The sequence below is a fragment of the Blastococcus sp. OS1-29 genome (assembly GCF_057628075.1).
Genome location: NZ_JBXXJK010000005.1, coordinates 321105 through 347639, shown reverse-complemented (window position 1 = coordinate 347639; position 26535 = coordinate 321105). Strand labels below are relative to the sequence as shown.

Below are 26535 nucleotides of genomic sequence, written 5' to 3'. Positions count from 1 at the left end.
ACTCCCAGGGCGTGCGGTGGACGGGGGGCGGTCGGCGCGGCGGGTCACGGTGGTCCGGGGGCCCGGAGCACCTGGCCGGGCTGCAGGAGATCGGGGTCGGGGCCGATGACGTCGGCGTTGGCCTGCCACCAGGCTTCGACGGCGGCCGCGACCTCGGCGTCGGCCGGCAGGCGGCCCAGTTGACCGAGCAGCGAGTCGGCGGCGATGTGCCAGAGGCAGTCGCCGCGCACGACGACCCGATCGCCGGGCGCCGGCGCTGCGTGTGGGGCCTCCGCCGCGGGGTCGGGCCAGTCCGGAACGGGCGTACCGGGCAGCTCCGTGGCCGGCCAGTCGGGAAGGTCCTGGACCGCGCCCGCCGCCGAGGCCGGCGGTGCGAGGGCGGGGAGGACGACTCCCGCCATCGGGGCCGAGAGGCCCAGCCCCACGCCCAGCAGCAGCGCGGCGCCGCGGCGTGCGCCGGCCGGCAGGGCGACGTGCAGGAGGGCGCGCGCCGTGCCGCCGATCGCACCCGGCACCGCCGAGGCGGCGGTCAGCACCAGGCCGAGCGCACCCCATCCCCAGACCGCCCAGGCGAGCAGCCCGGCGGCCGAGGCGATGACCACGTCGGCCCCCTGCGTGTCGACCGTGCGCTGCGCGTCGGCGACCGCGCGGGTCATGGCGGTCAGGTCCGGCGTCAGGACACCGAGCAGGACGGCGATCACGCCCATGGCTGCGGCCGTGGCGACCAGGCGACGTATCGACATCTCGACCTCCTCCGTAAGTGACGGATGAGCACTAAAGCAAGCAAATGCACGCAAACGCAAGTCTTCGCGTGGATCTAGGCTGTGCGACGGAGGTGGGGAGATGCGGTGGCAGCAGCTGTTCGCCGACCTGCAGGCGCAGTTCGAGGCGGAGGAAGCCGCCCTGGAGCGCGCGGAGTCGGCCTCACGCACGCGGGCGGAAGTGGGCGCCGTCGCCCTGCTCGACCGCCTGCGCGGTGCGCTGGGCCTTCCGCTGACGCTGGCCTGCGGCGGCGCGGGAACGGTGTGCGGCGTCCTGGTGGAGGTGGGCCCGGACTGGCTGCTGGTCGAGGACGACGGCTCCCGGGCCTGCCTCGTCGCGCTGGACGCGGTGCGGTCGGTGGCGGGACTGGGCCGGCGGACGGCGGCCGCAGAACCGGCGGGACCGGTGCGCGGTCGGCTGGACCTACGGCGCGCGCTGCGCGGGCTGGTTCGCGACCGGGGCGCCGTCCAGATCGTGCTGGACGACGGGAACGTGCTGGGTGGGACGCTGGACCGGGTGGGCGCGGACTATGTGGAGCTGGCCGAGCACCCCGCCGATCTCCCGCGCCGCACCGAGGCGGTGCAGGGCGTGCGCGCCGTGGTCATCGCCCGGATCGCCGTCGTCCGGACGGTGACGCCGGGCCTCGGCTGACCGTCAGGCGTCCTGCTCGGCGGCGGTCTCCGCTTCGGCGGGAACCGAGCCGGCGCGCGCCTCGGCGTACTTCTGCTGGATGAACCGCTCGAGCTCGTCCACCTCGACCCGCCACTGACCGCGGCCGCCGATCTGGATGGCGATCAGCTCCTTGCGGCGCACCAGTGCGTACGCCTGCGACCACGACACGTTGAGGATCTCCGCGACGTCGTCGAGGGTCAGGAAGCGGGGCGTGGGCATCGGTTCTCTCCGTCCGGTCCCGCTCAGTGTGTCAGCCACAACGGTGGTTCGTGGCAACCGTCCACACCCGAACGTGTGGATGGCCAGTGCGCCCCATCGCACGAATGACGCATCATCTGCATTCGAACGCTGCTACGTCGGCACATCGGCATGCGACACACCGGTCGCCGGCGTCGGCTCGGAAGGGGTGCGCACACACGTGAGGGTCGATCCGGGGCGCGTGCCGTGACCGCCGTCCGAACTCCCGCTCCCGTCGGGGTGTCGTCCGACGCACGCCCCGGACCGACCCCCCGCCGCGTCCGCCCACCCCGCTGGCTGGACCTCCGGCTCGTCCTGGGCGTGCTGCTCGTGCTCGGCTCGGTGCTGCTCGGCGCCCGGGTCGTGGGCGCCGCCGACGCGACCGTCCCGGTCTGGGCCCTCACCGGTGACCTCGCCGCAGGCACCCGGCTGGACGCCGGCGATCTGCGCGCGGTCGACGTCCGGCTGGGTGATGCGGCCGACGCCTACCTCGGGACGAGCACGCGACCGGAGGGGCGCACGCTGGCTCGCGCCGTGCGGGCCGGTGAGCTGCTGCCGCGGGCGGCGCTGGACCCGAGCACCGAGCTGGTGCAGCTGGCCCTTCCCGTGCAGTCGGGCTACGTGCCGCCGGGGCTGGAACGGGGGCAGCTGGTCGACGTCTACGCCGTGGCGGACCCGGCCGCGGGGGCCGCCGTCGCCGACGGCAGCGTGACGCCGGTGGTGCGCAAGGCCCCCGTCGCGGCAGTCTCCGGCCGCTCCCAGGGGGTGCTCTCCACCCCGACGACGGCGATCCAGGTCGTCGTCTCGGTCGCTGCCGACGACGCCCCCAAGGTGCTGGCCGCCATCGCCGGACGGCCCCTGGTCGTCGTCGTGCACGACTCGGCCGACGCGGGCTCCGGAGTGCCGGCGGCGGGGCAGGCCCCCGGGGCAGGGCCGACGGGCTGATGGCGCTGCAGGTCTTCACCGCGGTCACCGGCGCGGCCTGGGAGTCGGAGCTGGTCGGCGCCCTCGACCGCGCCGACCACGGTGTGACCGTCGTCCGCCGGTGCGTGGACGTCTCCGAGCTGCTGTCGGTCGCCGCCACCGGCACCGGGCAGGCCGCGCTGCTCTCCGCGGAGCTGCGCAGCCTCGACGGTGACGCCGTCGCGCGCCTCGAGGCTGCCGGCGTCGCCGTCGTGGGCCTGGTCGAACCCGGCGACGAGCGGGCGGCCGACCGGCTGCGCCAGCTCGGGGTCCACCGGGTGCTGCCCGCCGACACCGAGCCGGAGGCCATCGCGGCGGCGTTGCGCGAGGCGGTGGCCGGCGCCGCAACCCCGGGCCGCGACGTCGCCGACCCCCGCGCGGCCCTTCCGGCGCTCGGCGCCCCCGTGGCGCCGGAGGACCGACCGGTGGGTCGCGGCCGCGTCGTCGCCGTCTGGGGCCCGACTGGCGCACCCGGGCGTACGACCGTCGCGGTGGGCCTCGCCGACGAGGCCGCCCGCCTGGGTGTCTCGACACTGCTGGTGGACGCGGACGTGTACGGGGGCGTCATCGCGCAGATGCTGGGGCTGCTCGACGAGTCGCCCGGGCTGGCCGGTGCCGCGCGACTGGCCGGGAGCGGCACGCTGGACGGGGCGGCACTGGTCCGGCTCGCATGGTCGGTGCGTCCGCACCTGCGCGTGCTCACCGGCCTGGCGCGCGCCGACCGGTGGCCCGAGCTGCGTCCGCGCGCGGTGACCGCCGTCCTGGACGAGGCGCGACGACTGGCCGACCTCACCGTGGTGGACTGCTCGTTCAGCCTGGAGGACGACGAGGAACTCTCCTTCGACACGGCGGCGCCGAGGCGCAACGGGGCCACCCTGGCGGTGCTCGAGCAGGCGGACACGGTGCTCTGCGTGGGCGGCGCCGACCCGGTGGCCCTGCAGCGCAGCATCCGGGCGCTGGGGGAGCTGCGGGAGGTGCTCCCCGGCGTGGAGCCGGAGCTCGTGGTCAACCAGGTGCGCCGCGGCCCGGTGCCCGGCGACCCGCGGCAGGAGATCGCCGACGCGATCGGGCGGTTCACCGGCCATGACGTTCGGTTCTTCCTGCCCGCGGACCGCCGGGCCACCGATGCAGCGCTGGCCGCTGGACGCACCCTCGCCGAGGTGGCCCCGGCCTCCCCGCTGCGGGTCGGGTTGCGCTCGCTGGCCGCGCAGCTGGCGGAGGTCGCCGAGCCAGCCTCCGGTCGGCGTGCCAGGAAGCGGGACCGCGCGGCCGGATAGCCGGCGGCCTGCGCCGCACGTAGCGTGGGCCCCCACCTGTGAGGAGATCGATGGTCGAGCGGCTCACCAGACTGGACGCCTCCTTCCTGTACCTGGAGGAGCCCGGCACCCCCATGCACGTCGGCGGGGTGCTGATCCTCGAGGCGCCACGCGGCGGAGTGGACGCGCTCGCGGCGCTGGTGGAGGCCCGGCTGCCGCTGGTGCCCCGGTACCGGCAGCGGGTGGCCGAGGTGCCCGGGCATCTGGCCAACCCGGTCTGGGTCGACGATCCCGACTTCGACCTCGCCTACCACCTGCGCCGCAACGGGCTGCCACGGCCGGGCACCGAGGCCCAGCTGCTGGACCTCGTGTCGCGGCTGGCCTCGCGGCCGCTGGACCGGCGGCGCCCGTTGTGGGAGATGTACCTCGTGGACGGGCTGTCGCAGGGACGCGTCGCCGTCATCACGAAGACGCATCCGGCCCTGGTGGACGGGCTCAGCGCCATCGACATCGGCCAGGTGCTGCTCGACGTCGAGCCGGACGCGCCGGCGCCCGAGCCGGCCGAGTGGCGGCCCGAACGGCCCCCCAACGGTGCCCAGCTGGTCTGGGAGGCGCTCGACGAGTACGCCCGCCGCCCCTCCGCCATCGTGGAGACGGCGCGGGGGGCGATCACCGACGTCCGGTCGACCGCGGTCCGGCTCACCGGGGTGGCGGGCGGCCTGCTGCGCACGGCGCGCAAGACCGTGCTGGCGGCTCCGCACACCCCGCTGAACACGACGGTGAGCCGGCAGCGACGGGTCGCGGTGGCGCGCGCCGAGCTCGACGAGGTGAAGAAGGTGCGCAAGGCCTACGGCGGCACCGTGAACGACGTGCTGCTCACCGTCGTCACGGGTGCCCTGCGGGAGTGGCTGCTCTCCCGCGGCGAGCCGGTCGTCGCGGCAACGTCCGTGCGGGCGCTGGTGCCCGTCTCCATGCAGGACGAGGACGCCGCCGCGGGCAACCGCGTCTCCTCCTACCTCGTCGACCTGCCCGTGGGCGAGCCCAATCCGCGGGTGCGACTGGCCCGGCTGAGCTATGCCATGCGGGGGATCGCCCTGCACGGCCAGTCGGTCGGTGCGGACAGCCTGATCGCGCTCACCGGCTTCGCCCCGCCGACCCTGCACGCGCTGGGCGCCCGGGCGGCGCGCGGCCTGTCCCGGCGCCTGTTCAACCTCGTCGTCACCAACGTGCCCGGCCCGCAGTTCCCGCTGTATGCGGCAGGCAGCCGGATGCTCGAGGTGTTCCCGGTGGTGCCGCTGGCCCGGGGCCAGGGTCTGTCGATCGGCATGACCAGCTACGACGGGCGCGTCTACTTCGGGCTGAACGCCGACCGCGACAGCGTGGGAGACGTCGACGTCCTGGCCGATCTCATCGAGCAGGAGGTCGCCGAGCTGGTGGAGGCGGCCGGCTGACGGCGCGGCCGGGTTACCGTCGCCCTTCATCGACGAAGGGAACGAGCCGGGTGCGCGTCTACCTGCCTGCCACGACGAGCGTCCTGCGGAACCTCGTGGACGAGGGGGTCCTGCACGGACCGCACACGGCGTTCGCCGTCACGCCGCAGCTCCGGGAGTTCTACGAGCTCAGTGACGCCGGCGCCGACACCGAGGAGCTGGAGTACGCGGCACTGCTCGCCGCGGCGCGGGCGAGCCTGCGGCTGATCGACGTCGACCCGACCGCGGCGCGACGCCGGGTCGTGCTCGCTGCGGACGTGCCCGATGCCCAGGTGCGCCCGCTCGACGACCCGGACACCGATCGTGGCGCCGCCCGCGTCGAGGCCGACATCCGGGTCAAGGACGTCGCCAGCGCGCACATCGACGGCGCCGAGGCCGAGGACGACGTCCGGAAGGCGGTGAACGTCGTCCTGGAGGCCGATCTAGGCAGCGAGGACGCGCAGTTCCTGGTCGACCAGGCCGAAGGTCATGAGCTGGCCTGGTATGCGACGCAGGAGATCGGTCCGGCGCTCGAGTTGCTGTGAGGACGTCTGGCCACCTGCACCCGATCGATGCCGGATGACCCCACGAGCCAGCCGCTTCCGGGCCGGACGGGCAGCGGCAGACGGGGCAGTCGGACGCCCAGCACGTCCGCGTCGCCGGGCCCCGGGCACAGCAGCAGTCCGGAGCGGGCGCGCCGCAGGGCAGCGATCGGCCCCTGGTAGTGCCCGGTGAGCTGACCGGAACCGGCCGCCGCGATCAGCACGACACCGCTGCGGGCTCCGAGGGACGGCAGCGCCCCGAGGGCGGCCCATTCCAGCGGGGCGCCCACGTCGTCGGCCAGGACCACGCCGGGCCGCCCGTCGAGTGCCGCCACCCAGCCGCGGAGGGCTGCTTCGTCGCCGGGGTCCAACCAGGGAACGTCTCCCGCACCGCCGGCCTCGGCCGACCCCGGGTAGAGCCCGAGGCGGACCAGCTGGGTGCCCCCGGCCCGCAGGTGCTGGGCGAAGGCGTCCAGGGCGGTCGAGCGGCCGCTGCCGGGAGATCCGGTGACCAGCAGACCGCCGGTCCGCAGGAGGTCGATGACGACCGGCTCGCCCTCGTCGCCGCCCGGCCCGAGCGGGAGCGGGAGAATCCCGTCTGCCGGGGTGGCGTCGCCCGCTGCCGACAGTGGCAGCACCGCCTCGGCCGGGAGCTCCGCGATGCGGATCGGTGGCGGGAACGGCCCTCCGGACGACGCCGGCGCGGCCATCCGGCGGGGCAGCACCAGCTGGCACTCCAACGCCGCCTCCCCGACGAGGCCGCGCCCGGCCGGCCGGACCTCGGGGACCGCGCGCGACGGGATCCCGGCGACCGCGTAGTCGGCGCGGTCGGGCAGCGGCAGGACGATCCGCTGTCGCGCCACGGCCGCGAGGCGCCCGCCGGGTACGGCCCGATCGGCGGTGACCACGCAGGTCAGACCGACGGCAGCGCCGTCGCGGAGCAGCCGCAGCAGCGACGCTGACCCACGTGCCGGGTCAGCGTCGTCCAGCTGTGTGGTGAGTGATTCCACGCCGTCGACGAGCAACAGGATCCGCGGGTGACGACCCGGCAGGGTGCCGGCGCGGCGGGCGGCCACCTCCCGGCACAGGCGGTCGACGAGCCGAACTGTCCGGAAGGCGTCCTCGGTCTGGACGGTGGTACCGGCATGCGGGAGGCCGGCGGCATCGGCCGCCAGCGTTCCGCCACCGGACTCGATGACGTGCACGTGCAGGTCGTCGGCGGCGAAGCGATGCACCGCCTCCCCCAGCACGGCCTGGAGCAGCGTGGTGCGCCCGCTGCGCGGTCCGCCGACGGCCAGCCACGTACCGCCCTCCTCCAGATCGACCTCGAGGGCTTCCCGCGTCTGGCGGTCGGGCCGGTCGATCAGTCCGATCGCCAGCCGGGCGTGCCCGGTTGCTTCGTCCACCTCGCGGGGGCGGTGGTCTGCGAGATGGTCGAGGAGGTGATCGATGAGGTGCTCTGCGGCGATGGAGGTGGGCAGCGGCGGCAGCCAGGGGCGGTGCGGGAGCGGGCGATCGAGCGTCGTCGCGTAGGGGGTCAGCGCCCGGCACAGGCGCGCGAGGTCGCTGACCCCGGCCTGGCCGGAGCGCTCGGCCGGGAGCGGCGGCTCCGTCGGCCACGGGTGCAGCCGGACCTCCGGGGCGCGGCCGAGCTCCTGGTCCGCGGCGCCGGCCACACGGGCGACCTGGAGGGCGACCGGCGTACCACTGCCCGAGCGCAGGAACGCCCGCCCGGGCAGGTCCACGGGCAGGTGGGCGGCGTCGACGGTTCCGAGCACGTCCCGTGAGTCGGCCTCGTCGGTGGTGCGCAGACAGATCCGCAGGGTGCAGTTCGCGCGGATCTCCGGGGACACCACGCCGCTCGGTCGCTGGGTGGCCAGCACGAGGTGCACTCCCAGGGAGCGCCCGCGCTGGGCGATGCCGATGAGGCCGGGAACGAACTCCGGCAGCTCCTCGGCGAGGGTGGCGAACTCGTCTACCACGATGACCAGACGGGCCAGGGGGACGCGGCCGGGTAGGCCGGCGATGTCCACGGCGTCGTGCGCCGCGAGGATGTGTTCCCGGCGGGCGAGCTCGGCGCTCAGGGAGCGCAGAGCGCGCGCGGTGCTCTGCGCGTCCAGATCGGTGACCAGTCCCACGGTGTGCGGCAGGGTGGCCGCCTCGGCGAACGCGGCGCCGCCCTTGTAGTCGACGAGTAGGAACGAACACCGGTCGGGCGGGTGGTGCAGCGCGAGGCCCGCGATCAGGGTCTGCAGCAGTTCGGACTTGCCCGATCCCGTGGTGCCGGCGACGAGAGCGTGCGGACCCTCCCGGCACAGGTCCACCCGGACCGGGCCCTCTGCGGTCCGACCCAGGGTGGCGATCAGCCGGTCCCGGTCGTCCACCCAGGATCCGCCGAGCTCTCCGGCCGGGTCCAGGGAGAGGCCGGTGTCGGGCAGATCGAGCAACCGGACCCGGCGGGGCAGGTCGCTGTCCGCGGCCGCCGGCGTCAGTGCAGCCAGGTCGCGCGCCAGCGCCGCCGCAGTCGCGCGAGGCATCCGGTCGACCCGCACCTCCGGGCGGTCGGGACGGCCCTCCCGGCTGAGCACCGCCACATCTCCGGTCTCCCCGGCCAGCCGCAGGACCGCGGGCGCGGCGACCGGCATGTCCTCGGCGGACTCGGCGGTCGTGAGCACCAGCACTCCGCCGTCCCGGGCCTCGCGGAGCGCGGTGGCCGGCCGTGGGCCGAGGGGGCGGTCCACGATCACGACCAGCCAGCCGGACGCGCCAGCCGGGCTGCGCTCCCCGGAGGTCCGGTCGACCGCGCTGCGGCGGCGCGCTGCCAGGCCGGTCAGCCAGGCGCTCAGCTCGTCGTCGGACCGGTCGACCGGAGAGGAGGTCGGACGAACGTGCACCATGCGCGGCGACAGATGCGGCAGCCACCGGGCCCACGTCCAGTCGTGGACTCGGTCGGCCTCGGTGAGCAGGATCAGGTCGACCTCTCCGGGCGCGTGCAGGGTGCTCAGCTGGCTGAGCACAGCCGCCAGCACGCCGAGCGCACGCTCGCGCGGGCCGACCACGGCCAGCCCGCCGGTCCGCATCTCGACGGCGACCGGAACATGCGCCGCCGGCACGCGGGCGCGGGACCCGTCACCACGGACCCGGGTCACCCGGGTCAGACCCGGACCGCTGCCCACGCGGACGGTCAGCGCGTCGGCATCTCCGCGCGCGCGGCTCCATAGCAGGTGACCCCGTCGCCGCGCGGCCGCGACGACCGCCGCCGGATCGGGGTGGGCCGCCTCGGTCGCCCGCACGTCGGCGGCCGCCGCCTCGGCCAGTTCGGTCTCCGCCGCCAGCACCTCCAGGGCATGCGTGGCCCTGGCGCGACGGCCGCTGCGACGTCCCGACCAGCGCTCGGAGATCCACGTGCCCAGGGCGACGAGCGGGCTGAGCAGGGCGAAGAACAGGAAGGTGGGGGTGTGCAGGAGCCACGCCATGAGCACGCCACCGACCGCGGGCAGCGCCACTGCCACGAGAGCCAGCCGGCGCCGCGGAGGGTCGGCCGGGGGAGGCGGGAAGACCACTTCGCTCTCGGTGGGCGGCGAGCTCATCCGTGGCATCGGGCGCACCCGCACCCGCCCCGAACCGGCGGGTTCCACGGCAGCCGTCGCACCGCCGGGGCCCACGACGGTGACCGCGCTCGCGCCGAGGCGGAGGACCTGACCGGCCAGCCACGTCCGCGGCGTCCCGTCGAGGGCGTGCTCGTCCAGCCGGCTGCCGTTCGTGGAGCCGAGGTCGGCGACCGTGATCGACCCACGGCCCACCTGCACCCCGACGTGCCGCCGGGACACGTCGGGGTCGTCGAGCCGCACGTCCGCCTCGCTGCCGCGCCCGATGACGTGCCGGCCCTGCCCGAGGGGCACGGCGCGACCCGCGTCGGGACCCCCCACCACCCGCAGCTCGAGGGCGGCGGACGCCGAGCGCCGATCGCCGGGCACGGGGCCGCCGAGTGCGAGGACCGCTCCATGGACCAGCGCGGGTGAGCTGAGGGGCAGGTCGTCGGCCAGCCGGGAGGAGTCGGCCCATAGGTCGGAGCCGGGCTGGCCGAGGGCGGCGGAGATCGACGGCAGGACGTCGCGGAGAAGGTCGTGGTCGTAGGCCACGACCTCGACGTCGACACGCCTTCCACCTGCGTGCAAGGTCCACACCCGGGCGGCGCGCGCCGCCTTGGACGGGGGCGGAGGGATCGGGGTCACCACGGCATCGTCGCTCCCCGGAAGCCCGCGCCGAGCCGCGATCGACGGACCTGTGGACAAGTGGTGATGTGTTACTTGACAAACCCAAGCACGCTGAGGAGAATTCCTCACATGGCCAAGCAGGAGTCCTCCATCCCAGCGCTCATGGCGCAGGTGCCAACGGAGTCCGACGCCTACCTCTTGCTTGAGCGTCTCCGCTGGGAGCACGGCGTCGTCTGCCCCCACTGTGGCGTGATCGGCAAGCACTACTACCTGGAGCCCAAGAACGGCACGTCCCGCGCAACGCGCACCGGGTCGCGGTCTCAGCGGCGGGTGTGGAAGTGCAAGGACTGCCGCAAGCAGTTCACGGTGTTGGTCGGCACGATCTTCCACGGCACGAAGATCCCGATCCGCACGTGGCTGATGGTCATCTTCGAGATGTGCGCCAGCAAGAACGGCCTGGCCGCGCGGGAGATTGAGCGGAAGTACGACCTGACCCCCAAGTCCGCCTGGTACATGACCCACCGCATCCGCGAGGCCATGAAGCGGGAGCCACTGGCCGGCCTGCTCGGCGGGGCCGTCCAGGTCGATGAGACGTGGATTGGCGGGGAGCCCAAGAACCGCCACCGCAGCGACCCCCGCGAGCAGCCACGAGGCTGGCATACCTCGGACAAGCAGGCCGTCGTCTCGCTCATCCACTACGAGACCCGCGAAGCGCACTCAGTCGTCGTCCCCGACGTAACCGGCAAGACGCTGCTGCCAGCGATTGAGAAGGTCATGGACCCCAAGCGCACGTGGCTCTACACCGATGAGCACAAGGGCTACAAGACAATCGCCCCTCAGATGGCCGGACACGAGTCGGTCAACCACAGTGCCGGGGAGTACACGCGGGGCAACGTCTCAACCAACTTGGTCGAGGGGTTCTTCTCGCAGCTCAAGCGGTCTCTGGACGGCACGCACCATCACGTGTCCACCGAACACCTGGGCCGCTACCTGGCGGAGTTCGACTACCGGTACAGCACCTGCCACATCAGCGACTCGCAGCGGATGCGCCTTCTGCTGACCCGAACGGGTGGACGGCGGCTGACCTACAAGCCTCTGACGAGCTAAGATCACAAGTGGACCGGACGGGGATTGGACCCGCGGGGAGACCTTCCAAGGGGCGCTCCTGGCAACCATGCCCCGGCCCGTGCCGATGACCCGGCCGGGGTGTTGATGCACCCCAGCCGAGCCACCGCTTCGCCCCCGCCGCTCCCATCTCACAGGCGCTGGCGGCGGGGGCCTAGCCCCTCCTCATGACCATCTCCTTCTCGGTCGAGTCTTGTCTCAGCCCAGCTCAGGGCTGGGGGTTCGTGGTGGCATCCGCTGCGGGTGGCAGCGTTACGCCGATCAAGCGCTCGATCCGGTCGAACAGTCCGGCATCGTCGCCGCCAGACTCCTTGGCCTTCTCGACAAGCAGCTCGAAGTACTTGGCCTTCATCGCGGCTTCGGATGTGATCGTGGCCGGCGACTCGGGGGGTGCTGGCGGATCCGCCAGCACTCGCGACGTGGCCTTGCGAGTACTGCGCTTGACGCTGGCGCCTCGTGGGGCCTTGACCTTGCCCCAAAGCTGAGCCGTCGGAAGCTCGGCGTACGCCATGGCGGACATAAAGAACCGGATTGCCTTCACCCGGGACTCGCCTGTGATCTGAGGGAAGGCAGCGCTGAACGCCTCCGTCAGCTCACCCGACGTGGAGTTGGTCTCCCCTAGAGGGACGATCGTCGGGTAGTGCGTGACCAGCAGCTCAGCGACCTTCTTCTTCCGGTCATCGGGGTCCGCGAACTCCAACACACCCGTCGGGCGAGCGTCCTCACTGATGAGCTGGAATCCCTTGAGAGCGGCGATCAAGTACGTCTGGACGTTGCCGGACTGCGAGTCGAGGTAGCTGCGATCCACCCGCGTCGGCGGGTCGGCCGCAATCCGCTCAACGGTGCTGAGGAAGGTCGCCCAGGAGATGTTGTACGGAGGCGAGAACTTGCTGTCGGGCTCCATGGCTAGTCCATAGGTTCGCGCCGGGGTCGGTAGTCCGGCTGACGCAGTGACCGTACGCCCAGACCGTAGTCCGTCGCAACCGACGACACGCACGCCTAGGGATGTTCCGCAGATTATCTGCCTCGCAAGCCGTGGACTACACCGCTAGGGCCTAGCGTCGGAGGCATGGAAATCACAGCAGGCAGCCGAGTGGGTGTGGTGAACGCGCGCGGCGAGCACACCGAGCGTGTTGCTCTGACAGGAGTAGTTGCTGGACGCGACTTCCCTGTGGTGTGGGTCTGTTTCCCGCAGGAGGTCGAGGACGCGGCGGCTGAAGGCCGCGCACCGGTCGGTCTCCCCTGGCCAGCGGAGGATGTGACCGCGCTCCATGTCGCCGTCCCGGCGTAACCCCTCACGCGACGAACCGGTCAGCCTTCACGGTCTGGACCCGGAGGAGGCGCTGCGCGCACTCCTGGCGGTAAAGCCGGACGACGAGCCGACCGCCGCAAGCAGTGAGGGCGACGCCGAGGAGCACAAGAGCCCACCGAACCCCACCTAAAACGACCGAAGCCCCTCAGCCTGATTGGCTGAGGGGCTTCGGTTCGGTGGGCGTCGGGTCAGGCGTATTCGACCTTGCCCTCGTCAGTGACACGACCATCGAACTTTGGCACCGATGCGATCCACTGGTTGATGGCGTCAACTGCTGGCGTGCCAGCGTCGGGATGCTCCTCGCCGTTCTTGACTTCGTAGTCCGCTTCGGGAGTGGGACTGACCGAACCGGAGCGCAGTTCGAGTCCGACAAGCTGCGCGATGCCATCGACGAACAGCACGGCGTCCATCGGCGAGGCGGCCTCTACGGGAAAGATCAGCATCGGTTCTTCGGGGTCTTCGATGAGCAGGGTCCCCGGGACGAGGTCGATGATGCTGCGGAGCCGAGACCAGTCCCCGTCGGTCACGGCCGCAACGGTCGCTTCGACAGTCCAGTCAGTCATGGCTTCCCCTTCTTCTTCGTATGCCCCTTGTGCGGGATCGGAACGCCTAGCCGGCGTAGCTGCGTGACCATGTTCGTGTCGCCTCGGTGGTCGGATGGCGTCTTGCCGAACGTGATCGGCGCTGCCGGGCGGTCGTTGCGGTAGGGATCAGTCAGTCCAGGCGGCGGGGTCAGGCGCGGATGCCCGTCGGCCGTCTCGTCGTACGTCCATCCCACCTCCACTGCCAACCTGACCCACTCGCGCAGTCGCGATGGCGGGCTCACTCCCACACGCGCACCTGTACCCCCCGTTAGGTGTCAACTCGCAAGCTACTACAGCTGTTCCAGGGCGGCGCAGGGGTTCTCCTCTGGATTCACCCCCACTTCCCTGGCAATTTCCCCCTATCTTCACCCTGCGTCGCCGGTCGACCCGGCTCACCTGGGTTTGTCAAGTAACACATCGCCGGACAAGTCATCCGCCTGTGGACAACTCGGGGGGTGGCCTGCGGGGACGTCCTAGCGTTCGCCACGACCGGGACGGTCCCGGATCGGAGGAGGACCCGTGAAGGTCGACATCGCAACGCTGCAGCACATGGCCGGGCAGTGCCGGTCGGAGGCCGCCGACACCGCCGCACGCCACGCCACGCTGTCCAGCGGAATCAACACCTCGGTGCTTGACGGCTGGACGGACAGCCAGGCGGCGGTGCAGTTCAGCGAGCTGTACGAGCACTGGCGTCGCTCGGCCCAGGGGGTCAGTGACGCGCTCACGGGAATGGGCACCCTGCTGACCAGCGTGGCCGGCTCGTACCAGCAGCACGAGGCCGACATGGCGGCACGCATCGGCGCCATGATCTGACTCCGGAGGCGACCCCGCGGGTCGGTGACGGTTCCGCGGGGTCGCCCGGGCGCCCGCCTCGGCGGGCGTTCCGCCGGCACGTCCGTAGGATCAACGCCCGTCCGGACGGGTCGCCGCTGCTCCGTCGTGGGCCGCCGCACGTCCCGCCCGGGCGGCCGGCTGCTCCCGGTGCGGCCGACCCCGTCCACCAGTCGAGGTCGGGAGCCAGCAGATGCAGTTCGGTCGGTACTACGAGGAGTTCGAGGTCGGGGCGGTCTACAAGCACTGGCCCGGGAAGACCGTCACCGAGTACGACGACCACCTGTTCTGCCTGATCACGATGAACCACCACCCGCTGCACATGGACGTGAACTACGCGGAGAAGACCACCGACTTCGGGAAGAACGTCGTCGTGGGCAACTACATCTACTCGCTCCTGCTCGGCATGAGCGTCCCGGACGTCTCCGGCAAGGCGATCGCCAACCTGGAGATCGAGTCGCTGCGGCACGTCGCGCCGACCTTCCACGGCGACACGATCTACGGCGAGACGACCGTCCTCGACAAGACCGAGTCGAAGTCGAAGGACGACCGCGGGATCGTGCACGTGGAGACGATCGGCTACAAGCAGGACGGCACGGTCGTGTGCATCTTCCGCCGCAAGGTGATGGTGCCCAAGCGGTCCTACGGCGAGGCCCGCGGCGGCGAGCAGCCGGGGCGTCCCGAGCCCGCTCCGCGCTGACCGCGCGGGCCCGACGGGAGCGGGCTCAGCAGCGGGGGAGGACGCCCCAGTCGCGCAACGTCTCGACCAGGAGCGGCGTGCAGGGCAGTTCGGCCAAGGTGGCGGCGTCGGCGAACACGGCAGCGACGGCGTCGTCCCCTGGCACCGGTTCGGCATCCGGATCGCCAAGCTCGCACGCGAGGTCGAGGACGTCGAACACGACGTCGTCCGCCGGGATCGTCACCCGGCCCACGGCCGGGCCCGGCCGGACCACGAGACCGGTCTCCTCCCGGACCTCGCGCACGATCGCCTGCTCCGGTGACTCCCCGGCCTCGATCCGGCCGCCGGGCAGCGACCACGACCCACGGTGGGGAGCGTGGCCGCGCTGGATGAGCAGCAGCCGTCCGGCCGCGTCGTGCACCACCGCGCCGACGCAGGGCACGACGCGGCCCGCGCCGGGACGGTCCGCGTCGGAGGCAGGCATGTCCGCACGCTACGCAGTCCCGCCCGGCCCGCTTGACGATTGCGTGCCGTCACAGGACGGTGTCACTCGATGAGTCAGTCGCCGGTCTGCCCCCGTTGCGGCGAGCAGCTGGTGGTCCGTCGTGGCTCGGCCGCGCAGGCGTGGTGCCACGTTCACGGCGCGGTCACCCCGCTGCACTACACGCTGCTCGTCGCACATGACGCGCTGTCGGCCGTGACCGCGGACGCCCGGGTGCCGGCCTGGGTGCCCGATCCCATGCCGGCCGGGTGGGCCGTCACCGGGCTGGCCTGGGGCGGGGAGCCCGGCGCCCGCGCGATCGTGGTCGACTGCGCCGGCCCCGCGCCGCTCGGCGGGTCCGCGGAGCTCGTGCTGGTCGCCGAGGAGCCGGGCACCGGGGTGGGCTGCGGCTACGCCGGGCTGCCCGGTCTCGACCCCGGCGACGTGATCGACGGGCCCTCGTCGGTCGACGTGAAAGCCGCCGGTCAGCACGCCCCCCTGTGGGCGATCCCGACGTCCGACGACCGGGCCGCGTTCGTCGGCGAGGCCTACGGCGTCTGGCTGTGGCTGGTCATGTGGCCGATGAACGCCGCCTGGCTGCTCGCCGAGCAGCTCGAGCTCATCGATCTGCGCGACCGCCTCTACCCCGACCTGCCGTTGGGTCCGCCGGGTGAGCACCTGCTGCCGGGGAAGTAACCGGAACCCGACGGGCTCCCTCATGATCGGCGCGCCGCCGGTGGGGCGGCTGGGACCTGTGTTACCCATGGGACGAAGCTGTCCGCCCCACTCGGGTGGACCCTGTATCCGCGGGTTCGCAAGCCGTCGCGAGCCTGCCCGCATGCACCCGTGGAGGTGGCGGTGAATCCCAAGAAGGTCGTCACCTGGCTGGTCGTCGCGTTCGTCATCTTCTACGTCATCCAGGCGCCCGAGCAGTCCGCGCAGTTGGTCCGCAACGCGGGCAACGCCCTAGGCGACGCCGCGTCCTCGCTGGCGAACTTCGTCAAGTCGCTCACCTAGGCCCCATGACCGGCTCCGGCCTCGACGGGCTGCCCACCCGCGCGCGGAAGGACGTCGAGAAGTACCTGCTCCGCGGCGAACTTCCGGTGGTGATCACCCGCCGCCACTGGGCCGTCCTCATCGAGCCGACGCTCAAGTCCCTGGCGGGCGTCCTCATCGGTGGCTGGCTGCTGGTGTTCGATCCGGCCAACCGGGTCACGAGCTCCGCCGGCCTGCTGGTGCTGCTCGCGGTCGCCGTCTACTACGGCCTGCGGTTCGCGGAGTGGTGGATGCGGCACTTCATCGTCAGCCGCCGTCGGGTGCTGCTGACTTCGGGGGTCATCGTCCGCACGGTGACCCTGCTGCCCCTGCGCCGCATCACCGACCTGACCTGGCAGGAGACCCTGGGCGGTCAACTCCTGGGCTACGGCACGTTCCGCTTCGAGTCCGCCGGACAGGACCAGGCCCTGCGTCACCTCACCTACATGCCCGACGCCCAGACGCGGTACCGGCAGGTCAGCGAGCTGCTGTTCAGCAGCGATTACGGCGGTGCGGCGACCGTTGGCGACGACGAGGGCAACGACGACCGCGACCTGCGACCCGCGGACGACGAAGGGCGTGACACCGAGCCGATCCAGGGCCTTCCCCCGCCGCAGCCGTGAGCCGCGCGGGCGGTCGGGCGCCGCATCCGGCAGGCTGAGGGTGATGCGGATCGACCTGCACACCCACTCCTCCGTCTCCGACGGCACCGAGAGCCCCGCCGACCTGCTGGCGTCGGCCCGGGCCGCGGGTCTCGACGTCGTCGCGCTCACCGACCATGACACGACCGCCGGCTGGCAGGCCGCCGCGGCGGCCCGGCCCCCGGGACTCACGGTCGTCCCGGGGATGGAGATGTCCTGCCGCTGGTTCCCCGCCGACACGCCGCCGATCAGCGTGCACCTGCTCGCCTACCTGTTCGATCCGGCGCACCCCGGCTTCGCCGCGGAGCGGGCCCGGCTGCGCGACGAGCGCCTGGAGCGTGGGGAGCGCATCGTCCGGGGCCTGGCCGACGACGGCCATCCGGTGTCCTGGGAACAGGTCGTGGAACGCTCCGAAGGCGGGGTCGTCGGCCGCCCGCACATCGCCCGCGCGCTGGTCGAGGCCGGGGTCGTCGAGTCGGTCGACCACGCGTTCACGACGCTGCTGCACCACAGCAGCCCCTACTACGTCGCCAAGGTCGACACCGAGGTCCGCGAGGGCATCGCCCTGGTCCGTGCCGCAGGCGGGGTGCCGGTGTTCGCGCACGGCCTGGCCACCAAGAGGGGACGCGTCGTGGGTGACGCCGCGGTCGCGGCCATGGTCGAGGCCGGGCTGATGGGCATCGAGGTCGACCACCCCGACCACTCGCCCGCCGAGCGCGCCCACCTGCGGGGCCTGGCCGCCGACCTGGACCTGATCGTGACCGGGTCGAGCGACTACCACGGGACCAACAAGGCGACGCCGATCGGCGCGTGCACGACCGATCCCGACCAGCTCGAGGCGATCCTCGCCGCCGGGACGGGCAGCGCGCCCCTCGGGGACTGAACCGGAATCGTCAGTGGCGCTCGCTACCGTGCAGGACGTGGACAGCCGGACGGCGGCGCCGTGAGCGCCCAGATGGAGATGCCGGGCATGCCGCGGCGGCTGTTCTCCGCGACGCCGAGCAAGCTGGCCACCTTCTCCGACTGCCCGCGGCGCTACCGCTTCGCCTACGTCGACCGGCCGATGCCGGCCAAGGGGCCCGCCTGGGCGCACAACACGGTGGGTTCGGCGGTGCACGCCGCGCTGCGGTCGTGGTGGGACCTGCCGGTCGAACGCCGGACGACGGCGTCGGCGCGGCAGCTGCTGTACGCCGCGTGGTCGCAGAACGGGTTCCGGGACGCCGAGCAGTCCGAACGGTGGCGGGCCCGCGCCGCCGGCTGGCTGACCGACTACGTCGGCACGCTCGATCCCACCGACGAGCCGGTGGGCAACGAGCGCACCGTGGGCGCCACCACCGAACGGCTCGCGCTGTCGGGCCGAATCGACCGGATCGACCAGCGCGGCGACGAGCTCGTGGTCGTCGACTACAAGACCGGCCGCGTTCCCTGCACCGACGAGGAGGCGCGCGGTTCACCGGCGCTCGCCGCCTACGTGCTCGGGGTGCGGCGGACGCTGCGGCGGCCCTGCTCGCGGGTGGAGCTGCACCACCTGCCCAGCGGCACCGTCGCGTCGTTCGAGCACACCGAGAAGTCCCTGGCCAACCACGTGCGCCGGGCCGAGGACGTCGCCGACGACATCACGGCCGCCACGGAGAGCCTGGCCGCCGGCGCCTCGCCCGACGAGGCGTTCCCCGCTGTGCCGGGCCGGCAGTGCGGCTGGTGCGACTTCCGTCCGAGCTGCCCCACGGGTCAGGCGGCCACGCCGGCGCGCGAGACCTGGAGCTTCCTGGCGGAGGAGGAGGCCGAGGTCTGACCGGCGGGCAGGCGTCGGTCAGCCGCCGGTCAGCCCGCGCGCGGCCAGGGAGACGCCCAGCGTCGTCATCACGACGGCGATCAGGACGTCGAGCACCCGCCACGCGGCGGGTCGGGCGAACACCGGGCGGAGCAGGCGCGCCCCGAAGCCCAGGGCGGCGAACCAGGCGACGCTGCCGGTGGCCGCGCCCGCGGCGAACCACCACCGGTCGTCGTGGTGGGTGGCCGACAGCGAGCCGAGCAGCACGACCGTGTCGAGGTAGACGTGCGGGTTCAGCCAGGTCAGCGCCAGGCAGGTCGCCAGGGTGACCGCGAGCCCGGCACGGGCGCCCGATGCGTCGGCGGCCAGCGTGTCGGCCGGGCGCAGCGCCCGCCGCGCGGCCATCGCGCCGTAGGTGAGGAGGAAGGCCGCGCCGAGGAAGCAGACCACGGTGAGCAGGCCCGGGTGGGCGAGCAGCAGCGCCCCGGCGCCGAGGACTCCCGCGCAGATGAGCACTGCGTCCGACGCGGCGCACACCGCGACGACCGCACCGACGTGCTCCAGCCGCAGGCCCTGACGGAGCACGAAGGCGTTCTGGGCGCCGATGGCCACGATGAGCGACAGGCCCAGTCCCAGGCCGGCCATCGCGGCGAGTACGGCGGAGGTCGACACGAGGCCACGGTACGAACCGGGATCGCCCGAAACCAAACTCATGATTCTTCAGCCTCGGTAGCGTTGCTTACGTGGATCTGGACCTCGCTCAGCTGCGGGCCCTCGCGGCCGCCGTCACCACCGGCACGCTGGACGGTGCCGCTCGCGAACTGCACGTGACGCCCTCGGCGGTCAGCCAGCGACTGAAGGCGCTCGAGGCGGCGACCGGCCGGGTGCTGCTCGTGCGCTCCAAGCCGGTGCGGGTCACCCCATCGGGCGCCGCGGTACTCCGGCTGGCCCGCCAGGTCGAACTCCTCGGCGCCGACACGGCGCGGGAGCTGGGGTCGGAGGATCACCCCGGCGGGCGGGTCACCATGCCGATCGCGGTCAATGCCGACTCACTGGCGACCTGGGTGCTGCCGGCGCTGGCGCCGCTGGGCTCGGACTACTGCTTCGACCTGCACACCACCGACCAGGAGCACACCGGCGACCTGCTCCGCGACGGAACGGTGATGGCGGCGATCACCGCCGAGGCCGACCCGGTGCCGGGGTGCCGCGTCGTCCGGCTCGGGGCGATGCGCTACCGCCCGATGGCCACCCAGGGATTTCTCCGCCGCTGGTTCCCGGCCGGTGTCTCGGCGCGGGCGCTCGCCGAGGCTCCCGTGGTCGTGTTCGACCGCAGGGACGACCTCCAGCACGGCTACCTCCGCCGGCACGGCGTCGTGAGCCCGCCGACCTCCTCCGTGCCCTCGTCGGCGGACTACCTGCGCGCGATCTGGCTGGGGCTGGGCTGGGGGATGGTGCCCGACCTCCAGCTGGCCGGCGCTCCCGCCGCCGCAGAACTGCTGGAGCTGGATCCGGACGGCGTCCGCGACGTGGCTCTGTACTGGCAGCAGTGGCGTCTCGTCTCCCCGGCCCTCGACCGGGTGGCCGAGGCGGTGCGGCAAGCGGCGAGGGTCGAGCTCGACCCCGGGGTCAGGCGCTGAGCCCCTGGAGCGGTGCGACCCGGTCCCAGCCACCCCAGACGATCGGCGAGCGGCGCACACGCTGCGGCAGCCGGAGCATCGTCTGCCGGAAACCCCGCAGCCCTGCCGTCGCCGCGGCATCGGTCAGCCCCAGCCCCGGCAGCGAGTACATCCGCCGCGCCCATGAGGGCAGCAGCGCGACGGCCAGCGTCGCGAGGCCGCCCCAGGCCGGCTGGGCGGGCGTCAGGTAGCGCACCCAGGTGGGCATGGGCGGCAGCACGATGAGCCGGTAGGCCTCCCGTGCCGCGGCGGTCACCGCCAGGGAGGGGCGGATCGCGTCGAAGTAGGCGGCGAGGGCGTCGACGGAGTCCGGGACGTCGTCCGTCGGCACACCGATGAGCTCCGCGGCGGTCACCTGCTCGGCGGCGTAGCGGTCCGCGTCGCCGTCGGTGAGCGGCAGGCCGGAGCGGCGGGCGGTCGACAGCAGCGAGTCGACCTCGCAGCAGTGCACCCACAGCAGCAGGTCCGGGTCGTCGAGCCGATACGTCCGTCCGGTCGTCTCCTCGGTCGCGCCGAGCCGGCGGTGGATGGCGCGCACCCGGTCGACGGCCGTCGAGGCCTCGGTGCGACTGCCGAAGGTGAGCGTGTCCACGTAGGTGGCGGTGCGGATCAGCCGCGGCCACGGCTCCTCGCGGAAGCCACCGGAGAACCGGGCCACGCCGTCCATCGCAACGGGATGCAACGCCTGCAGGAGAAGGGCGCGCAACCCACCCACGCTGAACGTGGGATCGGTGTGGATCCGCCAGGTGACGCTGTCCGGGCCGAAGAACCCGATCCGGTCCTCCTCGGCGGTCCAGTCGCTCATGCGCGCGCGGAGGTCGCCGCCCAGAAGTCGAGCAGCACCTCCAGGGTTCGGGGCGGGTTCTCGACGGCGGGGGAGTGGATCGAGTTGTTGATGACCTCGTGGCGGGCCCCCAGCCGCTCGGCCATCTCGGCCTGGACGTGCGGCAGCCAGGCGTCGTCCGCCTCGCCGTGCGCGACCAGGACCGGCACCCCGGTGGCCGCGAGCTCGGCCACCCGGTCGGGCTCGCGCAGCATGGCGTCGGCCATGCCGCGCAGCCCCGCCTCGGAGTTGCGCAGGAAGCGCCGCGTGTAGAACTCGCGGGTCGCCGCGGGCACCGCCTGCGCCTTCGGGTCGGTCATCGCCACCTGCTCGAGGGTCTCGTGCACCAGCTGGACGCCTCCCTGCTCGAGCAGCGGGCCGAGGTGGTCGAGGAGGTCGGCGCGGCGACCGGTCAGTCGCGACGGCCCGGAGCCCAGCAGTGTGAACGACGTGAACAGCCCCGGGTCGGCCAGGACGGCGGCCCGCGTGACCAGACCGCCGAAGCTGTGTCCGAGCAGGTGCAGGGGTTCGCCGGACTGCTCGCGCAGCACCCCCGCCACCTCGAGGACGTCGGCGCCGAGTTCGGCCACCGAGTACGCGGCCGGGTCGTCCGGACCCGGCGACTCGTACTGGCCGCGCTGGTCGATGGCCACCACCCGGTACCCGGCCTCGGCGAGCGGGGCCAGCAGGGGAGCGAAGTCCTCCTTGCTGCCGGTGTACCCGGCGACCATGAGCACGGTGCCGCGCACCGCCTCACCGCCGGTGTCCAGTGCGACCAGGGGCCCGGCCCGGCCGGGGAAGCTGCGGTGCTCGGCCTCGTGGTCGGCGAGCTGCCGCAGGTCGTCGGGGGCGATCGCGAGGGGAACGGTGGAGTCGGGGCCGCCGGGCAGGACCATGGTTCCCAGTGTGCCTTCAGCGGTACGTGCGCACCCGGTCGGGCAGCTGCAGGACCACGACCGGCCCGATCCCGGTCGCGGTGCCTCCCTGTGGCAGGTCGGGTGCGACGGAGCGGCCGAGCTCGACGCCGGTCGCCGGGTCGCGGCGGACGACGGCGTCGGCGTCCGGCACCAGGAGCGGCTCCGCCGCACGGGCTGCCTTCGGGGCGCCGACGCTGCTCGGGAGAGCGCGGGCCGGGACGCTCCACACCGCGGCTCCGGACGTGGGGGCGAGCGCGGTCAGCTGCCCGTCGACGCGGACCAGCGTCAGGGCGCCCGCCGCCCCGACCTGGACGTCGGCGCCGGCGGGAACGGGCAGCGAGGTGAGCACGGCGCCGTCCGTGGGCGACAGTGCCTGCAGGGCGCCGTCGGCCAGCAGGGTCGGCAGGGTGTCGGCGCCGAGCAGTCGCGGACGGCTGGCCACGGGCACGTCCCGCGTCCAGTGCGGTGTCCCGGAGAAACCGTCGAACAGCCGAAGCTGCGCGATCGGCGCCGTCGAGCAACTCTGCAGCACGGCCACCCCCGCGCTGCCGACCGCCGTCTGCAGGAATCGGCAGCCGGACGGCGCGGCGTAGCGCCAGCGGATGTTGTCGCCGGTGGGATCGATCGTCACCACGCCCGTGGGGCTGGTCGCCATGACGATGCGGTCGGTGGACATCAGCGTCGCGTCGCTGCGCAGCAGGAGACTGCGCGTCCAGGCGCGGACCCCCGTGTCCGCGTGCAGCGCGACGGCCTCGTCGCAGCGGTCCGCGGTGGCGAACACGGCGACGGCGACCCCGTCGGTCGCCGTCAGTCCGCACATCCGGGCGTTGCTCCGGGTGTAGTGCCAGGCCTCCTCGCCGGTGACCGGGTTCAGCGCGCGGACACCGTGCCGCGAGCCGACCAGCACCCGCCCGCCCGCGACCGCGGTCGGTTCGCCCTCGGCCGACCAGTTCTCCGAGACCGCTCCGGCCGGCGTCCCGGTGGGGACGTCGGCCGGCGAGGCGGTCGTGCTCTCCGTCGCCGCGGCGTCCGATCCGCGCCAGAGCAGGGTCGCCACGACGAGCAGGACGACGGTGGCCGCAGCCCAGACGATCACCCTCGCCGGCGGGCGGCGCCGGAACGGACTGGAGCGGCCCCTCTGCAGGGCCCCGCCGCGAACGTGTGAGCGGTGGGGGGCAGAGGGGCCCTTCATCAGGCGGCGGACTCGGAGCCGCCACCACCGCGGTTGGCGCCTCCCCGGCGACGACGGCGGCGCGGGCGTGGCGCGCCCCCCTCCGCGGATGCGGCGGACGGCGACTCGGCGGACGACGGAGCTGCCTCGCCCTGCGCCGTCGCGGCACCGCCACCACGGGTGCGCCGGCGCGGACGGCTCTTGCCCTCGGATTCACCGGACCGCTCCCCGGAGCGGCCGCCGGACGGGCCGCGCGAGTCACCTCGTCCACCGGAGTCCCGGCCGCCGGACTGCGTGGGCCGGTTGCGCTTGCCGGTCTCGCCGAGGTCCTCGAGCGTCTCGGCCTCCAGGCCCTCGCGGGTCCGCTGCGAGCGCGGCAGGCGGCCGGTGGCCGTCGTCGGCACGTCCAGGTCCGTGTAGACCCACGGCGAGGTGGAGTAGGTCTCCGGCGGGTCGGCGAAGTCGAGATCCAGCGCCTTGTTGATCAGCTGCCACCGGGGGATGTCGTCCCAGTCGACCAGCGTGACTGCGACACCGGTCGAGCCCGCGCGGCCGGTGCGGCCGATGCGGTGCACGTAGGTCTTCTCGTCCTCGGGGCACTGGTAGTTCACGACGTGGCTCACGCCGGTGACGTCGATGCCGCGGGCAGCGACATCGGTGGCCACCAGGACGTCGACCTTGCCGCTGCGGAAGGCGCGGAGCGCCTGCTCGCGGGCGCCCTGGCCCAGGTCGCCGTGCACGGCGGCGGCGGCGAACCCGCGGTCGACGAGCTCGTCGGCGACCTTCTGGGCGGTCCGCTTGGTGCGGCAGAAGACCATGACCAGGCCGCGCCCGCGCGACTGCAGCACGCGGGAGAGCAGTTCGGGCTTGTCGAGGTTGTGCGCCCGGTAGATGAACTGCGTCGTCTGCGGGACGGTCGAGCCCTCGTCGTTGCCGTGCGCCCGGATGTGGGTCGGCTGGGTCATGAACGACCGGGACAGGGTCACGATCGGGCCGGGCATCGTCGCGGAGAACAGCATGGTGTGCCGCTTCTCCGGCACCATCGCGAGGATCCGCTCGATGTCGGGCAGGAAGCCCAGATCGAGCATCTCGTCGGCCTCGTCCAGCACCAGGGCCCGCACCTTGCCCAGGATCAGGTCGCCGCGCTGGGCCAGGTCGAGCAGCCGGCCGGGGGTGCCGACGACGATCTCGACGCCGTTGTGCAGCGCCTCGATCTGCGGCTCGAACGCGCGACCGCCGTAGATGGCCTGGACGCGGATGCCGCGGCGCGCGCCGGCGGCGGCCAGGTCACGGGACACCTGGACGCACAGCTCACGGGTGGGGACGACGACCAGCGCCTGCGGGACGCCGTCACCGCCCTCCGCGGGGGGCGTGATCCGCTGCAGCATCGGGACGCCGAAGCCGAGGGTCTTGCCGGTGCCAGTACGCGCCTGGCCGATGAGGTCGTGGCCGGCCAGCGCCAGGGGGAGCGTGAGCTCCTGGATCGCGAACGTGCGGGTGATTCCGGCGTCGGCGAGGGCGGCGACGATGTCGGGGTGCACGTCGAAGTCGCTGAACAGCGGGCTGTCGCTGGCGACGGGTGCGCCGCCCAGCTCCTCGACCTGCGACTCGAGCTCCTCGGGCGCGGGCGCGCCGCTCTCGGCGTGCTCGAGGGCCGCGGCTTCGGCGGCTTCGGGGGATGTGGGGGTGTTCTCGGTGGAGGTCAAGCTCTCGCCTCTGGTCTGCTGGGGGAGCGGGCCCGAGCAGGTGCTGCGTCGGGCCTGTCCCGGTGGGTTGTCGCGGGATCGGTTCCAGCGCCAACGCAGCCAGCAGAACCGGGCGTCAGTGACATCGGCCCGGGAGACGGCCCCGGGAGGGCGTCGTCCAGCGGTCGTCAGCGCACAGATACACAGCGAGCCGTGCGGCTCACCGGCTCCCATCCTAACCTGCGCACCGGTTAGCCTCTCCGCGCCGCGCCTCTCCGGAGATCAGCGCCACCGCGGCGTACCCAGGCGCACCCCGCGATCCCAGGAGAACCGTGTGACGACCCCGGTCGACAGCCGCAGTGCCGTCGTCGAGCTGCTGGGGGCGCTGGCCTACGCCGAGCTGACCGCGTTCGACCGGCTCGCCGAGGACGCCCGGCTGGCGCCCACCCTGGCCGGCCGCGCCGCACTGGCCCGGATGGCGGCCGCCGAGATCGCGCACCACGGCCGGCTCACCGACCGGCTGACCGAGCTCGGCGAGGACCCGCAGAAGGCCATGGCGCCTTTCGTGTCCGCGCTCGATTCCTTCCACGAGGGCACCCGGCCCAGCACGTGGCTCGAGGGGCTCGTGAAGGCCTACGTCGGGGACGGGCTGGCGTCGGACTTCTACCGCGAGATCGCCGGATTCCTGGCCGAGCCGGACCGGACACTGGTGCTCGAGGTGCTCGCCGACACCGGCCACGCGGACTTCGCCGTCCGCGAGGTGCGGGCGGCGATCAAGGCCGACCGGCGCGTGCCCGGACGGCTCTCGCTGTGGGGACGACGACTCGTGGGGGAGGCGATGACCCAGTCGCAGGCCGTGATCGCCGAGCACGACGCGCTGGCCGAACTGATCATCAGCGGCACCGGTGATCTCGGCGGCGTCGCGCGGCTGATCAAGCGGATCACCGACGCGCACACCAAGCGTATGAAGGCGCTGGGGCTCAACCCGTGAGCCACCTGCTGATCGTCGGCGCCGGCCCGGGCATCTCGGGCGCCACCGCCCGCCGTTTCGGGGCCGACGGCTACGACGTCGGCCTGATCGCCCGGCGCGCCGAGGCGCTCGCCGAGCACGGGACGGAGCTCCGCGGTCAGGGCATCGCCACCGAGTGGGCCGCGGCCGACGCCGGTGACCCCGCCGCTCTCACCGCCGCCGTCGAGCGACTCATCGCCGGCCGGGGGCCAGTCGACGTCCTGCTCTTCAACGTCTCCGTGGGACGGCAGGCCGCCGTCGACGCACTGTCGCCGGAAGACCTGCTGGCCGATCTCGCAGCCGGCACGGTCGGCCTGCAGACGTCGCTTCGCGCCGTACTGCCCGGCATGCGGGAGCGCGGCCGGGGGACGGTGCTGGTCACCGGCGGCGGCTCGGCGGACCGCCCGATCCCCTCGATGGCCACGCTCGGGGTGCAGAAGGCGGCGCTGCGGGCACTGGCCGAGGTGCAGGCCGCCGGGCTCGCGGCCGACGGCATCCACGTCGCGACCGTGACCGTGCGGGGGTTCGTGGGAGAGGAGAAGCAGATCCCGCCGGACCGCGTGGCCGCGCTCTACGCCGACCTGGTCGCCGAGACCGCCGGTCCGCGTGACGACTGGCGCAGCGTCGTCGACCTCACCGCCTGAACGCCGCGAGGCGCCGTCCGCAGTGCGGACGAC

27 protein-coding genes are annotated in these 26535 nt (G+C 73.3%); 16 read left to right on the top strand and 11 right to left on the bottom strand.

Going from position 1 to position 26535, the window contains the following annotated elements; translation table 11 throughout:
- Positions 1-44: 44 nt before the first annotated feature.
- The gene (locus AC2H4J_RS15290; RefSeq protein WP_487465725.1) at positions 45-743 is read right to left on the bottom strand and encodes a LysM peptidoglycan-binding domain-containing protein; all 699 of its coding nucleotides are present in this window, start codon (positions 741-743) and stop codon (positions 45-47) included.
- A 100-nt stretch (positions 744-843) separates the two neighbouring features.
- Here AC2H4J_RS15290 and AC2H4J_RS15285 point away from each other — a divergent pair, with 100 nt between their 5' ends.
- Positions 844-1413, top strand: coding sequence for a hypothetical protein (locus AC2H4J_RS15285; RefSeq protein WP_487465724.1), 570 nt, complete (start codon positions 844-846; stop codon positions 1411-1413).
- A gap of 3 nt (positions 1414-1416) precedes the next feature.
- On the opposite strand, the gene AC2H4J_RS15280 is transcribed toward AC2H4J_RS15285, so the two are convergent.
- The gene (locus tag AC2H4J_RS15280) at positions 1417-1653 is read right to left on the bottom strand and encodes a helix-turn-helix domain-containing protein (protein ID WP_487465723.1); all 237 of its coding nucleotides are present in this window, start codon (positions 1651-1653) and stop codon (positions 1417-1419) included.
- 225 nt (positions 1654-1878) lie between these two features.
- On the opposite strand from AC2H4J_RS15280, the gene AC2H4J_RS15275 reads away from it, so the two are divergent.
- From AC2H4J_RS15275 to AC2H4J_RS15260, 4 genes are read left to right on the top strand one after another with little or no spacing between them, the layout of a single operon-like run.
- Positions 1879-2616 carry a CpaB family protein gene (locus tag AC2H4J_RS15275; protein WP_487465722.1) on the top strand — a complete coding sequence of 246 codons (738 nt, stop codon included), beginning with the start codon at positions 1879-1881 and terminating at the stop codon, positions 2614-2616.
- On the top strand, positions 2616-3911 hold the full coding sequence (locus tag AC2H4J_RS15270) for a CpaE/TadZ family protein (protein WP_487465721.1): 1296 nt from the start codon (positions 2616-2618) through the stop codon (positions 3909-3911). Before AC2H4J_RS15275 ends, AC2H4J_RS15270 begins: the two co-directional genes overlap by 1 nt.
- A gap of 50 nt (positions 3912-3961) precedes the next feature.
- The gene (locus AC2H4J_RS15265) at positions 3962-5341 is read left to right on the top strand and encodes a WS/DGAT/MGAT family O-acyltransferase (RefSeq protein ID WP_487465720.1); all 1380 of its coding nucleotides are present in this window, start codon (positions 3962-3964) and stop codon (positions 5339-5341) included.
- Between the two features lie 50 nt (positions 5342-5391).
- Positions 5392-5904: a DUF6912 family protein gene (locus AC2H4J_RS15260; protein ID WP_487465719.1), complete on the top strand. Its 513-nt coding sequence runs from the start codon at positions 5392-5394 to the stop codon at positions 5902-5904.
- Here AC2H4J_RS15260 and AC2H4J_RS15255 read toward each other — a convergent pair.
- Complete coding sequence (locus AC2H4J_RS15255; RefSeq protein WP_487465718.1) at positions 5847-10136, bottom strand: type VII secretion EssC family protein; 4290 nt, start codon at positions 10134-10136, stop codon at positions 5847-5849. The genes AC2H4J_RS15260 and AC2H4J_RS15255 overlap by 58 nt on opposite strands.
- Positions 10137-10247: 111 nt before the next feature.
- On the opposite strand from AC2H4J_RS15255, the gene AC2H4J_RS15250 reads away from it, so the two are divergent.
- Positions 10248-11225, top strand: coding sequence for an IS1595 family transposase (locus AC2H4J_RS15250; protein ID WP_487465717.1), 978 nt, complete (start codon positions 10248-10250; stop codon positions 11223-11225).
- A gap of 226 nt (positions 11226-11451) precedes the next feature.
- Here the strand turns inward: AC2H4J_RS15250 and AC2H4J_RS15245 are convergent, their stop codons facing one another.
- On the bottom strand, positions 11452-12147 hold the full coding sequence (locus AC2H4J_RS15245) for a hypothetical protein (RefSeq protein WP_487465716.1): 696 nt from the start codon (positions 12145-12147) through the stop codon (positions 11452-11454).
- Between the two features lie 596 nt (positions 12148-12743).
- Complete coding sequence (locus AC2H4J_RS15240; protein WP_487465715.1) at positions 12744-13118, bottom strand: hypothetical protein; 375 nt, start codon at positions 13116-13118, stop codon at positions 12744-12746.
- A 540-nt stretch (positions 13119-13658) separates the two neighbouring features.
- Between AC2H4J_RS15240 and AC2H4J_RS15235 the strand changes: the two genes are divergently transcribed.
- Both AC2H4J_RS15235 and AC2H4J_RS15230 read left to right on the top strand, forming a co-directional pair.
- Positions 13659-13952, top strand: a complete 294-nt coding sequence (locus AC2H4J_RS15235; RefSeq protein WP_487465714.1) for a WXG100 family type VII secretion target — start codon at positions 13659-13661, stop codon at positions 13950-13952.
- A 211-nt stretch (positions 13953-14163) separates the two neighbouring features.
- Positions 14164-14670: a MaoC family dehydratase gene (locus tag AC2H4J_RS15230; protein WP_487465713.1), complete on the top strand. Its 507-nt coding sequence runs from the start codon at positions 14164-14166 to the stop codon at positions 14668-14670.
- A 25-nt stretch (positions 14671-14695) separates the two neighbouring features.
- Here AC2H4J_RS15230 and AC2H4J_RS15225 read toward each other — a convergent pair whose 3' ends face one another.
- Entirely contained in the window at positions 14696-15133 is a 438-nt protein-coding gene (locus AC2H4J_RS15225) for an NUDIX hydrolase (protein ID WP_487465712.1), read from the bottom strand.
- Between the two features lie 69 nt (positions 15134-15202).
- On the opposite strand from AC2H4J_RS15225, the gene AC2H4J_RS15220 reads away from it, so the two are divergent.
- The 5 genes from AC2H4J_RS15220 to AC2H4J_RS15200 all read left to right on the top strand — a co-directional run bounded on the left by AC2H4J_RS15220 (position 15203) and on the right by AC2H4J_RS15200 (position 18598).
- The gene (locus tag AC2H4J_RS15220; protein WP_487465711.1) at positions 15203-15826 is read left to right on the top strand and encodes a DUF6758 family protein; all 624 of its coding nucleotides are present in this window, start codon (positions 15203-15205) and stop codon (positions 15824-15826) included.
- A 162-nt stretch (positions 15827-15988) separates the two neighbouring features.
- Complete coding sequence (locus AC2H4J_RS15215) at positions 15989-16147, top strand: hypothetical protein (RefSeq protein ID WP_487465710.1); 159 nt, start codon at positions 15989-15991, stop codon at positions 16145-16147.
- 5 nt (positions 16148-16152) lie between these two features.
- Entirely contained in the window at positions 16153-16788 is a 636-nt protein-coding gene (locus tag AC2H4J_RS15210) for a PH domain-containing protein (RefSeq protein WP_487465709.1), read from the top strand.
- A gap of 43 nt (positions 16789-16831) precedes the next feature.
- Entirely contained in the window at positions 16832-17689 is an 858-nt protein-coding gene (locus tag AC2H4J_RS15205; RefSeq protein ID WP_487465708.1) for a PHP domain-containing protein, read from the top strand.
- A gap of 60 nt (positions 17690-17749) precedes the next feature.
- Positions 17750-18598, top strand: a complete 849-nt coding sequence (locus tag AC2H4J_RS15200) for a RecB family exonuclease (protein WP_487465707.1) — start codon at positions 17750-17752, stop codon at positions 18596-18598.
- Between the two features lie 18 nt (positions 18599-18616).
- Here AC2H4J_RS15200 and AC2H4J_RS15195 read toward each other — a convergent pair whose 3' ends face one another.
- On the bottom strand, positions 18617-19249 hold the full coding sequence (locus tag AC2H4J_RS15195; protein ID WP_487465706.1) for a LysE/ArgO family amino acid transporter: 633 nt from the start codon (positions 19247-19249) through the stop codon (positions 18617-18619).
- Between the two features lie 71 nt (positions 19250-19320).
- Between AC2H4J_RS15195 and AC2H4J_RS15190 the strand changes: the two genes are divergently transcribed.
- A complete protein-coding gene (locus tag AC2H4J_RS15190) occupies positions 19321-20214 on the top strand; it encodes a LysR family transcriptional regulator ArgP (RefSeq protein WP_487465705.1) in 894 nt (297 codons plus the stop codon).
- Here AC2H4J_RS15190 and AC2H4J_RS15185 read toward each other — a convergent pair.
- From AC2H4J_RS15185 to AC2H4J_RS15170, 4 genes are all read right to left on the bottom strand, one after another.
- Positions 20204-21058 carry an oxygenase MpaB family protein gene (locus tag AC2H4J_RS15185; protein WP_487465704.1) on the bottom strand — a complete coding sequence of 285 codons (855 nt, stop codon included), beginning with the start codon at positions 21056-21058 and terminating at the stop codon, positions 20204-20206. The genes AC2H4J_RS15190 and AC2H4J_RS15185 overlap by 11 nt on opposite strands.
- The gene (locus tag AC2H4J_RS15180) at positions 21055-21972 is read right to left on the bottom strand and encodes an alpha/beta fold hydrolase (RefSeq protein WP_487465703.1); all 918 of its coding nucleotides are present in this window, start codon (positions 21970-21972) and stop codon (positions 21055-21057) included. Before AC2H4J_RS15180 ends, AC2H4J_RS15185 begins: the two co-directional genes overlap by 4 nt.
- A 16-nt stretch (positions 21973-21988) precedes the next feature.
- Entirely contained in the window at positions 21989-23089 is a 1101-nt protein-coding gene (locus tag AC2H4J_RS15175; RefSeq protein ID WP_487465702.1) for an outer membrane protein assembly factor BamB family protein, read from the bottom strand.
- Positions 23090-23184: 95 nt separating this feature from the next.
- On the bottom strand, positions 23185-24870 hold the full coding sequence (locus AC2H4J_RS15170; protein ID WP_487465701.1) for a DEAD/DEAH box helicase: 1686 nt from the start codon (positions 24868-24870) through the stop codon (positions 23185-23187).
- A 313-nt stretch (positions 24871-25183) separates the two neighbouring features.
- Here AC2H4J_RS15170 and AC2H4J_RS15165 point away from each other — a divergent pair, with 313 nt between their 5' ends.
- Together AC2H4J_RS15165 and AC2H4J_RS15160 are read left to right on the top strand one after the other, a co-directional pair.
- Positions 25184-25840, top strand: coding sequence for a ferritin-like fold-containing protein (locus AC2H4J_RS15165; RefSeq protein WP_487465700.1), 657 nt, complete (start codon positions 25184-25186; stop codon positions 25838-25840).
- Entirely contained in the window at positions 25837-26502 is a 666-nt protein-coding gene (locus tag AC2H4J_RS15160) for an SDR family NAD(P)-dependent oxidoreductase (protein ID WP_487465699.1), read from the top strand. The genes AC2H4J_RS15165 and AC2H4J_RS15160 overlap by 4 nt, the downstream gene beginning before the upstream one ends.
- The last annotated feature ends 33 nt before the right edge of the window (positions 26503-26535 follow it).

Excerpts from the sequence above, each read along its gene's own strand:
- AC2H4J_RS15240 (WP_487465715.1), bottom strand. The coding sequence starts at position 13,118 with ATGACTGACTGGACTGTCGAAGCGACCGTTGCGGCCGTGACCGACGGG.
- AC2H4J_RS15205 (WP_487465708.1), top strand. The coding sequence starts at position 16,832 with ATGCGGATCGACCTGCACACCCACTCCTCCGTCTCCGACGGCACCGAG.
- AC2H4J_RS15265 (WP_487465720.1), top strand. The coding sequence starts at position 3,962 with ATGGTCGAGCGGCTCACCAGACTGGACGCCTCCTTCCTGTACCTGGAG.
- AC2H4J_RS15210 (WP_487465709.1), top strand. The coding sequence starts at position 16,153 with ATGACCGGCTCCGGCCTCGACGGGCTGCCCACCCGCGCGCGGAAGGAC.
- AC2H4J_RS15225 (WP_487465712.1), bottom strand. The coding sequence starts at position 15,133 with ATGCCTGCCTCCGACGCGGACCGTCCCGGCGCGGGCCGCGTCGTGCCC.
- AC2H4J_RS15185 (WP_487465704.1), bottom strand. The coding sequence starts at position 21,058 with ATGAGCGACTGGACCGCCGAGGAGGACCGGATCGGGTTCTTCGGCCCG.
- AC2H4J_RS15285 (WP_487465724.1), top strand. The coding sequence starts at position 844 with ATGCGGTGGCAGCAGCTGTTCGCCGACCTGCAGGCGCAGTTCGAGGCG.
- AC2H4J_RS15220 (WP_487465711.1), top strand. The coding sequence starts at position 15,203 with ATGAGTCAGTCGCCGGTCTGCCCCCGTTGCGGCGAGCAGCTGGTGGTC.
- AC2H4J_RS15290 (WP_487465725.1), bottom strand. The coding sequence starts at position 743 with ATGTCGATACGTCGCCTGGTCGCCACGGCCGCAGCCATGGGCGTGATC.
- AC2H4J_RS15245 (WP_487465716.1), bottom strand. The coding sequence starts at position 12,147 with ATGGAGCCCGACAGCAAGTTCTCGCCTCCGTACAACATCTCCTGGGCG.
- AC2H4J_RS15250 (WP_487465717.1), top strand. The coding sequence starts at position 10,248 with ATGGCCAAGCAGGAGTCCTCCATCCCAGCGCTCATGGCGCAGGTGCCA.
- AC2H4J_RS15180 (WP_487465703.1), bottom strand. The coding sequence starts at position 21,972 with ATGGTCCTGCCCGGCGGCCCCGACTCCACCGTTCCCCTCGCGATCGCC.
- AC2H4J_RS15280 (WP_487465723.1), bottom strand. The coding sequence starts at position 1,653 with ATGCCCACGCCCCGCTTCCTGACCCTCGACGACGTCGCGGAGATCCTC.
- AC2H4J_RS15230 (WP_487465713.1), top strand. The coding sequence starts at position 14,164 with ATGCAGTTCGGTCGGTACTACGAGGAGTTCGAGGTCGGGGCGGTCTAC.
- AC2H4J_RS15270 (WP_487465721.1), top strand. The coding sequence starts at position 2,616 with ATGGCGCTGCAGGTCTTCACCGCGGTCACCGGCGCGGCCTGGGAGTCG.